Origin of the sequence: Oribacterium sp. WCC10 (assembly GCF_900113415.1) — a bacterium.
In the GTDB taxonomy this organism is placed as follows: domain Bacteria; phylum Bacillota; class Clostridia; order Lachnospirales; family Lachnospiraceae; genus Oribacterium.
Genome location: NZ_FOPH01000013.1, coordinates 54999 through 66748 on the forward strand (window position 1 = coordinate 54999; position 11750 = coordinate 66748).

An 11750-nucleotide genomic window follows, 5' to 3' on the forward strand; every position below is an offset into this window, starting at 1 on the left:
TATCAAACGATGTTTTTTAGATATCATCAAGACTTAAAACGTCGTTGACAGATTAGGAGGTTTTGTCTATGTACGGTTATTACGGATATCCAATGTACGGATATGATTGGACTTATATACTTGTTCTTATCGGAGCAGTTATAAGTATGCTTGCAAGTTACAATGTCAAAGCTACCTTTGAAAAGTTTGCAAAGGTGCAGTCCTTTTCAGGTCTTACCGGTGCTCAGGCAGCACAGATGATACTTGAAAGAAACGGAATCAACAATGTCAGAATTCAGGGTATAGCCGGAAGTCTGACTGATAACTATGTTCCAAGTAAAAAGATTCTTAATCTCAGTCAGTCAACCATCAACAGTACTTCCATAGCCGCCATAGGTGTTGCAGCCCACGAATGCGGACATGCCATTCAGGATGCAAAGGGCTATCAGCCGCTTGTGCTGACAAGAACCATTTCGCCCATGTGCGCCATTGCCTCCAAGATATCTATTCCTTTGATATTTTTCGGACTTATCGTCAGTATGACACCTCTCATAAAGATCGGTATCATAGCATTTGCCGTCGCTATATCGGTACAGCTTCTGACTCTGCCTGTTGAGTTTGATGCTTCAAAACGTGCAGTTCAGACTCTGGCGGAATACGGCATGGTCACAGACCAGGAGCTTTCGGGCATCAAGTCGGTACTTTCAGCCGCAGCTCTTACTTATGTTGCTGCAGCTGCATCATCAATCTTACAGCTCCTTCGTTTACTTATGATCGTACGTGGAAGGGAAAACAGAAGAAGATAAGCATTTCATATATGGATAATAAAAAACCAAACAATTCTTATAAAAAAACAAAAAACAGTCGTCCCGGCACAGTTAGAAGATCCTCTTCCAAACATCCTCAGGGAACAAATAAAAAGATAAATCCACTTCAGCAAAAGACCGCAGTTACACCGCGGTCTATTGCAATTTCCAGCCTTATAAAGATCCTTGAAGAAAAGCAGTTCTCACACATCATATTGAGAGAACAGCTTCATCAGTATACCAATCTGACAGAGCGTGACAGAGCATTCATTACCCGTCTCGTTGAAGGTACCATCGAGTACACCATTCAGTTGGATTTCATACTCAATAAATACAGCAAAACTCATACCAAGAATATGCATCCTGTCATAAGAACCATTCTTCGCATGGCAGTTTATCAGATACTGTACATGGACAAGGTTCCTGACAGTGCCGCCATCAACGAAGCTGTGTCCTACGTCAAGGCACAGAACGAAGACAAGCTGTTTTATCTTTCCGGATATGTGAACGGTGTTTTACGCTCTATTTCAAGAGAAAAGGAAACTGTATTTGCAGACCTTGCCCACACAGGCAAAACTCCTGCATACATACGTTTGAGTACACCGCTCTGGCTTTATGATTATCTGAGAAAGCTATACGGAAAGGATAGTGCTGAAAAAATGCTTAACTGGTTCCTTGAAGGATCAAAGGAAAACTATGTGCGATTCAAGGACGGTCATTCTGAGGTTATGGATGGTAATATCACCAAAACAAAACTCTTTAAGAGTGGAGAGATAACCATTCAGGATTATGCATCCCAGCAGGTCGGTATAGAAGCTGCTCCTGACAGAAACTCCTATGTCGTTGATGTATGCGCTGCTCCGGGTGGTAAAAGCTGTCATATTGCATCCCTCCTTAACGGAACAGGACATGTGGATTCCAGAGACCTTACAGAAGATAAGGTAAAGCTCATACAGGAAAATATAGACAGATTAAAGCTCACCAATATTACTGCCAGAGCTTTTGATGCCAGAGTAACGGACGATTCACTCATAGACGAAAACGGCAATGGAAAGGCTGACATAGTACTGGCCGATCTTCCATGTTCAGGTCTCGGCATCATCGGCAAAAAACCTGATATCCGTTTCAGTGCCTCTCTTCAGGGCATCACAGAGCTTCAGAAACTTCAGCGCGAGATCCTTGATACTGTAAACCGCTATGTTAAACCAGGCGGAAAGTTCATTTATTCGACATGTACTCTCAGTAAAGAAGAAAATGAAGATAACAGAGACTATATCACATCACTGGGAGGTTTCAGACTTGTAAAAGAGCGTAAATTCCTTCCGGGAGAACCTTCCGACGGATTTTATCTCTGCGTATTTGAAAAAGAACGATGATCAAATAACAGATAGTCATAAAGTTCATATCCCATGCCTTTATGAGATATGGGCTTTATATACGGCCCGGGTATTTATAAGCGGGCATCAAACAAACTCAGTAAGGAACAGAATGAATAATCTTAGAGATCTTGAATTAAAAGATTTGGAAAAGCTTCTGCAGGATATGGGAGAAAAGCCATTCCGTGCGAAGCAGCTATATCAATGGCTTCATGTGAAGCTTGCATCAGGATATGATGAGATGACCAATATCTCCAAATCCTTAAGGGATAAACTTTCAGAGAACTATACCTCTGACCTTCCGGAAGTGGTTGAGATACTGACATCCAAAATTGACGGCACTAAGAAGTTCATACATCGCATGAAGGACGGACATGTCATAGAGTCTGTATGGATGAAGTATCAGCATGGTAACTCAGTGTGTATATCGAGCCAGGTAGGTTGTCGAATGGGATGCAAATTCTGTGCATCCACACTTGACGGTTTGGCAAGAAATCTCACTTCCGGCGAGATGCTTGGTCAGGTCTATCAGATGCAGCGAACCACAGGCGAACGTGTTGACAATATCGTCATCATGGGCTCAGGTGAACCTCTCGACAATTACGATGAGTTCACCCGTTTTATCCGTATGATTTCCGATGAAAACGGCCTCAATATATCAAGACGAAACATTACCGTTTCCACCTGCGGACTTGTACCAAAGATTCGCGAACTTGCAGATGCCAACTATGGCATAACTCTGGCTTTGAGTCTTCATGCGCCAAATGACGAAACAAGAAAAACACTTATGCCTATTGCGAATAAATACTCGCTTTCAGAGATCATGCCTGCAATAGAATATTACTTTGAAAAGACAGGTCGTCGCGTAACCTTCGAGTATTCTGTTGTCGAAGGTGTCAACGACAATAGGGATGAGGCTCAGCAGCTTGTACGTCTCATACGAGGTATGAAGGACAATGGCAGACTTCAGTGCCATGTTAATCTGATTCCTGTAAACCCTATTAAGGAACGCGACTGGAAGAGACCCGATCGTACAAAGATCGAAGCGTTCCAGCACATTCTTGAGAGGAACGGCATAGCAGCAACCATTCGCCGTGAGATGGGCTCAGACATTTCCGGTTCCTGCGGACAGCTTCGCAGAGACTATCTTGAAAATGAAGCTTGATTTAAGGAGTAGATGATGGACTTTTTTGCAAAAACGGATAAGGGCCGCAAAAGACGTGTTAATCAGGATTACGTCTTCGCGACCGGTCAACAGATAGGAGCATTACCCGACCTTTTCCTTCTTGCCGACGGCATGGGCGGACATAAGGCCGGAGATTTCGCTTCACGTTTTGCTGTAGAAGAGTTTAAAAAATATATATCAGAAGATACATCAGAGACGCCGGCCATCCAGCTTATCCAGAACGGTATCTCATCTGTAAATGAACGTCTCTTTATTCTGTCTCAGGAAGATGAGAATCTCAGTGGCATGGGAACAACCTTTGTTACCGCATTTATCGACGGAAACAATCTTACTGTCTCCAATATCGGAGATTCCAGGGCGTATCTCATACATGGTAATACAATCAAACAGATCACAAGGGATCATTCTTACGTTGAGGAGATGATAAGACGCGGATTTATGCGCCGCGGTTCAAAGGAATATCTTGATTCCCGGAATATTATCACCCGTGCTGTAGGCATTGAACCGCATGTTACTGCTGATTTCTTTGAGATCGAGATCACTGAAGGGGACTATCTCCTTATGTGTTCGGACGGACTCACAACCATGGTCGATAATGAATCCATCCGGAATATCATTTGCGAACGAAGTTCTGTATCGGATAAGGTACAGGCACTTATTGATATCGCCAACATAAACGGCGGCAAGGACAACATTGGAATCGTACTTGTAGATCCTTTTGGAGAGGAGGTGGCATCATGATAGTTCAGGAAGGACATATTCTCGATGAACGTTATGTAATCGACTCTCTCATAGGTCAGGGCGGCATGAGCTTCGTATATCGTGCCACAGATAAGAAGATGGGCCGTTCTGTTGCCATCAAGGTGCTGAAGGAAGAGTACTGTGAGGATGAAGACTTCATACACAAGTTCCAGAATGAAGCACAGGCGGCAGCAAAACTCAATCATCCAAACATCGTTGCGGTTTACGATATTGTTGATAATCATAAAGACAAACTTCACTATATAGTTATGGAGCTTGTTGAAGGTATCACTCTGAAAACCTATATACAGCGCAAGGGCCGAATGGATTCAAAAGAAGCCATAGCCATCGCTCTGCAGGTTGTGGGAGGTATCGAGCAGGCTCATAAAAACGGCATTGTCCATCGTGATATCAAACCGCAGAACATGATAGTTTCCGGTGACGGGACTGTTAAGGTAGCTGATTTCGGTATCGCAAGAGCAGCCACACAGCAGACTGTGAACACAACAGTCATGGGTTCTGTACATTACATATCACCTGAACAGGCCCGCTCAGGAAAGTCAGATCAGCGCTCAGATATATACAGCTTTGGATGTACACTATATGAGATGCTCACAGGTAAGGTTCCTTATGATGGCAGCACTTCAGTAGCTGTGGTTTTTGCCCACCTTGAGAATTCTATCCCAAGAGTAAAGGATCTTGTACCTGATGTTTACCCTGCACTTGACGTCATCGTCTTTAAGTGCATGCAGAAGCGCCCCGAAAGACGTTATCAGCATGTGGATGAACTCAGAGAGGATCTTCAGAAGGCTGTAAAGGATCCGAGGGGATCATTCTTTAAAGGAAACATACCAGAGGATCTCAACGAAACAAGGGTATTGTCAGCCTCTGAACTTGAAGACATCAAGGCAATGCAGAAAGATTCGGCAAATAACGGATCTTCATCTGATGATATCGATGAACACAAACTTCTCAATGAACGCACACTTTTGATCTACCGTATCATCTCGATCGTTTGTGTGATTGCAATACTTATCCTTGTATTGGTCATAGGAAAGAGTGTCATCAGTTTCTTCAGACACAGTGATACAACACTTGAAACTACTGTAGCAGCAACAGAGCAGACAGAAACCAGCGAAGTGAGCATTACCATTTCAGCACTTGAGACTCATCTGCAGGGCATCATCGGTCTCACTGTTCAGGAGGCCGAAGAGGAATTGCATGAATACAATGTTCACATTGTTTCTGTAAAAGAAGAGTACTCAGACAGATATAACGAGGGTGTCATCATAAGTTATCCGGACAAAAACTACAGAACCGGAGATACCATTGAAGTAACAGTTTCAAAGGGAGCCGAAACCATCGTATTTTATGACAAGAACGATCCGGCAAGTTTTGATGAACTTCACTCAATAAATATACAGGATCTGGAAAATCAGCTGACTGACAGGGGTGTCAAGTATAAGATTACAGAGACATTCTCCGACACCATCCCTGCCGGATATGTCATCAGCACCAGCAGACCGGATTCATCAGGAACCGACACTCTTGAAATCGTAGTTTCAAAGGGACTCAATGAGAATGCTGTTACCGTTCCGGATCTTAAGGGATACAGTGAGAGTGATGCCTTAACCGCATTATCTCTTCTCGACCTTGTTTCCGGTGATATCACCTACCTTCCCGACAACGCTGTAGAAAAAGGCAATGTCATCGGGCAGTCACTGGCAGCAGGCTCATCCGTTCCAAAGGGAACCTCTGTCAATCTTACTGTTTCAGCCGGTCCTGACGGAGAAGTCAGTGTTAAGTCTGCAGAAAGCGAAAGCTCTACGCGCAGCTCATCTTCTGATGATTCTGCATGGTATGGTTCTATCAACACTGTTGTTCCTATCGGCACAGCACTTGAACCGGGTTCAAGCAGTACGATACTGATTTCCATCAGACTTCGTCAGGATGTCAATGGTGAGGAGCATTACAAGACACTTCAGAGTGCACGTTCCTACGCAGTCGGAACCGAGCTTCAGGTACTGTTCCCGAATATCAAGGGAGAATCAGGAATACCTTACGGTGTGGTTGAAGTAGTGGATGCAAGCACTGATACAGTCATTGCCTCCTATGAATGTGCATTTGCCCCGAACAAATGATGAAACATTCCGGAGTGCCCCAATGCCTGTTATAGCGTTGGTGTCACAGTATTGAGGAGTAGTGATTGCCACTTACATAGTGTAATGTGCTGATAATTTATGATTAATCTATGAGGTAAAAATGCCGTTAAAAGGAAAAATATACAAAGGAATAGGCGGGTTCTACTATGTTCATACTCCGGAAGGTGACTATGAGTGCCGCGCAAAGGGTATCTTCAGAAACAGAAATGAGAAACCCCTTGTGGGCGATGATGCAGAGATAGAGCCTGTACAGGACAGTGAGAAGGAACGCGAGGGGTCTGTCATCAGGATTCTTCCGAGAAAGAACCAGCTTATACGTCCTGAAGTTGCCAATGTTGATCAGGCAGTTGTGGTGTTTGCATTGAGACACCCTGACCCTAATCTGAGTCTTTTGGATCGCTTTCTGATAAACATGGAACAGCGTGACATTCCTGTGGTCATCATTTTTAATAAGGCCGATCTTGTAGACTCCGGCGATGATGATACTGCCGATACAGAGGATGAAGAGATACCTGAGTACAAAAAGAGGAAAAGAGATAAAGCAGCCTTTGTTCCGGAGATTCATTCCGATCATCCGGAACTTATCCCGGGAGTTTACAGAAAAGCCGGATATAAGGTGCTTGAGATCAGCGTGAAAACAGGAGACTGCTACGAAAAAGTCATGGAAGTTCTCCGCGGCAAGACAACCGTTCTTTCCGGGCCGAGCGGCGTAGGGAAATCCTCACTCACAAATCTCATTCATCCTGCAGCCAATATGGAAACCGGAGAACTCAGCAGAAAGATTGAGCGAGGAAAAAACACCACCAGACATTCGGAGTTTTTCTACATCGATGATGACACCTATGTTCTTGACACTCCGGGATTTACCTCTCTTTATATCAACGATATAGAACCCGAACGTCTCATGTACTATTTCCCGGAGTTTGAAGAGTACAGACACGACTGTCGCTTCAAAACATGCATTCATATAGGCGAAAAGGATTGCGCCGTCAAGGATGCCGTAGAAAAAGGGCTTATTTCAAAAGAGCGCTATGAAAGCTACGTTTTACTTTACAATGAACTGAAATCACAAAGGAGATACTGATTTATGAAGAGTTACTTATCACCATCTATTCTGTCTGCCGACTTCGGCAACTTAAGAAACAGCATCATGGCAGCAGAAGAAGCAGGTGCAGAATATATTCACTTTGATATGATGGATGGAACTTTTGTTCCTAATATCTCTTTCGGTGCTCCTATCGTAAAGGCAGTCCGCAAGGATTTAAAGGCATTCTTTGATGTCCATATGATGGTTCAGGAACCTATCAGATATATTGACGATGTGGCAGCAGCCGGAGCAGACGGAATCACTGTTCATCAGGAGGCATGCCTTCACCTTGACCGTACCATCGCAAAGATAAAAGAGACAGGACTGAAGGCCGGCGTTGCATTGAATCCCGCAACTCCTGTAGAAACCCTTTCCTGCATTCTTCCTATGGTGGATCTCGTTCTCATCATGACTGTGAATCCGGGATTCGGCGGACAGAAGTTCATTCCATATACCCTCGACAAAGTTCGCGATCTTCGCCGTATCGCAACAGAAAGAGGTCTTGACCTTACCATCGGTGTAGACGGCGGAGTAACACTCGCCAATATTAAGGAAATAGAAACCGCAGGCGCCAATTTCTTCATTGCAGGTTCAGCCGTATTCAATCCTGTTGATAAGATTGCTGAAAATGTCAAGGCATTTAATGCTCTTCTTAAAGGATAAATCACCTGCCCGTTAATAATACAGCCAATATATAGTTATACTTTAGCAGTACATACTTCATGTCACTTTCTGCTGAAGTATATCTTTATTTTACGGAGAATGTTTTTATTATGAAAAAATTAGCAATCATCAACGACCTCAGCGGTGTTGGCAGAAGCTCCCTTTCCATACAGCTTCCGGTTGTATCCTGCCTCGGAATCACCGCCTGCCCTGTTCCTACTGCCATTTTAAGCAGTCATACAGCATTTAACGAGGTTTCAAAAGTAAACTTCAGCGATCATATGACAGCATACTTTGATGCCTGGGACAAAAATGATTTCAGATTTGACGGAATACTTATAGGGTATCTCGGAGATGAAAACGAGCAGAAAATCATAGAACAGTTTATAGTTAAGCAACGAGAAAAGAATCCTGATGTGAAGGTCATCCTTGACCCTGTTATGGCAGACCACGGCAAACTCTACAGACACATGTCTGACAGGAATATTTCGGCACTTCGTTCCCTTGCAAAACATGCCGACCTGATCTGTCCGAATCTTACAGAAGCTGCATTTTTGGCAGACTATGATTACGAAGGTTTAAGGGAAACATTGGACAGCTGTAACCATGACTCTGCAAAAGCTATAGTTTTCAACGCTTTACTTTCCGCACTTCATCATATCACGAACGGTACTGTGGTCATCACGGGAGTGGAAGACATTTCAGAAAATGATGAAGACTGTCTTTTGAATGTTCTTTCCGAGTCTGACGGAGATGTGCGCTTCATCAGAAATCCGAAAACAGGAAACAACCGTCCGGGAACAGGTGACCTTTTCAGTGCGATCCTTGCTTCAAAGCTTATTAAAGGAACCGAGCCTGAAAATGCATGCCGAACCGCCTCTGTTTTCGTAGGACGTGCAATCAGGCACTCAGAAAACGAACATGTACCGGTTACAGAAGGTGTACAGTTTGAAGATCTGCTTCATCAGCTTTCAGACTAATTAAAACGCGCCGCCCTTGAAAAACCGATGAAATAACGCTATAGTAGTTAGGTGTGTATATTTTCATATATAGTTTTCTGTATGATATATGTAGATTTTTACACATACTTTTATTCAGATAATTTCCGGGAGGAGAGAGGATCTTATGTTAGACATAAAATTTGTCAGAGAGAATCCTGAACTTGTAAAAGAAAATATAAAGAAGAAGTTCCAGGATGAGAAGCTTCCACTGGTTGATGAAGTCATCAAGTACGATGCGGAAGCCAGAAAGTGCCAGCAGGAGGCTGATGACCTTCGTGCAAAGAAGAATGCAACTTCCAAGCAGATTGGCGCACTTATGGCACAGGGTAAGAAGGAAGAGGCTGAGCAGGTCAAGGCTGAGGTATCTCAGTATTCTGACAGACTTAAGGAGCTTGAGGAGTTACAGCCAAAGCTCAATGAAGAAATCACCAAGAGAATGATGGTGATTCCTAACATCATCGATCCATCAGTTCCTATCGGTCCGGATGATACTCACAATGTTGAGAATGAGCGTTTCGGTGAGCCTGTTGTTCCTGCTTTCGACGTTCCTTATCATACAGACATCATGGAGTCTTTTGGCGGTGTTGATATGGATGCTGCAGGACGCGTTGCAGGAAACGGTTTCTACTATCTTGTTGGTGATATCGCACGTCTTCATTCAGCAGTACTCAGCTATGCGCGTGACTTCATGATCAATAGAGGCTTCACTTACGTTATCCCTCCATACATGATTCGTTCAAAGGTTGTTGACGGCGTTATGTCTTTCGCTGAGATGGACGCTATGATGTACAAGATCGAAGGTGAGGATCTTTATCTTATCGGAACATCAGAACACTCAATGATCGGACGTTTCATCGATCAGATCCTTCCTGCTGACACTATGCCGCTTACACTTACATCATATTCACCTTGCTTCCGTAAGGAGAAGGGTTCACATGGTCTCGAGGAGAGAGGTGTTTATCGTATCCACCAGTTCGAGAAGCAGGAGATGATCGTTGTATGTGAGCCTGAAGAGGCTATGGACTGGTACGAGAAACTCTGGAAGAACACTGTTGATTTCTTCCGTTCAATGGATATTCCTGTAAGAACACTTGAGTGCTGCTCTGGAGACCTTGCAGATCTTAAGGTTAAGTCATGTGACGTTGAGGCATGGTCACCTCGTCAGAAGAAGTACTTCGAGGTAGGCTCATGTTCTAACCTTGGCGATGCGCAGGCAAGACGTCTCAAGATACGTATCAAAGGTAAGGACGGCAAGATTCACCTTGCCAACACACTTAACAACACTTGTGTTGCTCCTCCACGTATGCTTATCGCATTCCTTGAGAACCACCTTCAGGCAGACGGTTCTGTTACTATCCCTGAGGTTCTTCAGCCATACATGGGCGGAACAAAGATTCTCACACCTAAGTGGAACTCAATTGAGGGCAAGAAGAACTGATTCTGTTTTAAATCACCGTATTTATAGCAGAGGATTTTTGCATTCCCCGGCATTTTATTGATATTTATGAAAACACTGATTATATCAGTGTTTCCTCAGAGCCTCCGGCGTCGGGGCACGGATTTTCAAAGGAATTTGATGCTTCGCATCGAAAATCCGGCCAGAGAAACGCTTTAATCAGCGTTTCCCTAATTTTCCATAGAGCATAATATCAAAACAGCCTTGTCGCTGATCTGCACTCTTTACTGATGCAGGTTGGATTCAAGGCTGTTTTTTTACACTGATTCCTCTGTTTGTCTGTCATACCACATATGATGACGTGAGTGTCAAAAGAATTTTCCACTCACTGATTAGTGCCAACGCACACATTCGTGTGCAATGTGCTGCTGATATGATTTTTTCGTCTTTAATTCTTTCAAAATCCCGCTAACCTTAACAGCATCTTCAAAAAACGTTCAAAATTTCATAGATTGTATAATCATTATCAATAGCCTATAATTGTACTACAAAACAAGGAAAGTAGGATTATAATTGGAACCACTGATAAAAGTGCGGGATCTGTATAAAATCTTTAATATAGGATTGAATGCCGTCCCGGCTCTGAATGGAGTTTCTTTTGATATATATAAGGGTGAGTTTATCGCCATCGTCGGCACATCCGGATCCGGCAAATCCACCTGTCTCAATATGCTTGCAGGACTCGAAGCTCCCAGCAAAGGCATCATTCAGATCGCTAATAAGCGAATCGATCGAATGAATGAAGCTCAGCTTGTAGCATTCCGTAGGCAAAATGTCGGTTTTATCTTTCAAAGCTACAATCTTATTCCATCCATGAATGCCCTGGAAAATGTTGCCATGCCTCTCATGTTCAGAGGTGTGGACTATAAAGAGCGCACAAAAGCGGCTAAACATTATATGGAACTCATGGGGATAGGAGACCAGTGCTTACATATGCCGAATCAGATGTCCGGTGGACAACAGCAGCGAGTCGGTATCGCGAGAGCTTTGGTCATTGACCCAAAGATCATCTTTGCAGACGAGCCAACCGGAAATCTTGACTCACACACCACAGATGATGTTCTCACACTTATGAAAAAGATTGTGTCGGAAGAGCATCGTACACTGATAATGGTAACTCACGATCCCCACATCGCTTCATGGGCCGACAGGCAGATACGTGTAGTCGACGGTCACGTAGTAGAAACGGTGATCAACAATGAAAGTCCCATCGAGATGGAAATCCTGAAAGAGAATGGTGAACCGCCATTCTGTGAAGTAAAAAAGGCCGATTAGGGAACGCCTGTTATATAA

The 11750-nt window shown here is 43.7% G+C and carries 10 protein-coding genes; all 10 read left to right on the plus strand.

The window, feature by feature from the left end:
* The first annotated feature begins 68 nt into the window (after positions 1-68).
* The 10 genes from BM294_RS10255 to BM294_RS10300 all read left to right on the plus strand — a co-directional run bounded on the left by BM294_RS10255 (position 69) and on the right by BM294_RS10300 (position 11732).
* Entirely contained in the window at positions 69-785 is a 717-nt protein-coding gene (locus BM294_RS10255; RefSeq protein WP_091207807.1) for a zinc metallopeptidase, read from the plus strand.
* A gap of 11 nt (positions 786-796) precedes the next feature.
* Positions 797-2161, plus strand: a complete 1365-nt coding sequence (locus tag BM294_RS10260; RefSeq protein WP_091207811.1) for a transcription antitermination factor NusB — start codon at positions 797-799, stop codon at positions 2159-2161.
* A 112-nt stretch (positions 2162-2273) separates the two neighbouring features.
* Complete coding sequence (gene rlmN / locus BM294_RS10265) at positions 2274-3326, plus strand: dual-specificity RNA methyltransferase RlmN (RefSeq protein ID WP_091207814.1); 1053 nt, start codon at positions 2274-2276, stop codon at positions 3324-3326.
* A gap of 15 nt (positions 3327-3341) precedes the next feature.
* Positions 3342-4088, plus strand: coding sequence for a Stp1/IreP family PP2C-type Ser/Thr phosphatase (locus BM294_RS10270; RefSeq protein ID WP_091207816.1), 747 nt, complete (start codon positions 3342-3344; stop codon positions 4086-4088).
* Positions 4085-6229: a Stk1 family PASTA domain-containing Ser/Thr kinase gene (pknB, locus tag BM294_RS10275; RefSeq protein WP_091207819.1), complete on the plus strand. Its 2145-nt coding sequence runs from the start codon at positions 4085-4087 to the stop codon at positions 6227-6229. Before BM294_RS10270 ends, pknB begins: the two co-directional genes overlap by 4 nt.
* 121 nt (positions 6230-6350) lie before the next feature.
* Positions 6351-7334, plus strand: a complete 984-nt coding sequence (gene rsgA, locus BM294_RS10280) for a ribosome small subunit-dependent GTPase A (protein WP_091207822.1) — start codon at positions 6351-6353, stop codon at positions 7332-7334.
* 3 nt (positions 7335-7337) lie between these two features.
* The gene (gene rpe / locus BM294_RS10285; protein WP_091207825.1) at positions 7338-8000 is read left to right on the plus strand and encodes a ribulose-phosphate 3-epimerase; all 663 of its coding nucleotides are present in this window, start codon (positions 7338-7340) and stop codon (positions 7998-8000) included.
* A gap of 110 nt (positions 8001-8110) precedes the next feature.
* Positions 8111-8980: a pyridoxamine kinase gene (locus tag BM294_RS10290; RefSeq protein ID WP_175494631.1), complete on the plus strand. Its 870-nt coding sequence runs from the start codon at positions 8111-8113 to the stop codon at positions 8978-8980.
* Between the two features lie 145 nt (positions 8981-9125).
* Positions 9126-10439 (plus strand): serine--tRNA ligase, encoded by a 1314-nt coding sequence (serS, locus tag BM294_RS10295; protein ID WP_091207830.1) that lies wholly within the window; start codon positions 9126-9128, stop codon positions 10437-10439.
* Positions 10440-10970: 531 nt separating this feature from the next.
* The gene (locus BM294_RS10300) at positions 10971-11732 is read left to right on the plus strand and encodes an ABC transporter ATP-binding protein (RefSeq protein ID WP_091207833.1); all 762 of its coding nucleotides are present in this window, start codon (positions 10971-10973) and stop codon (positions 11730-11732) included.
* Positions 11733-11750 lie beyond the last annotated feature (18 nt).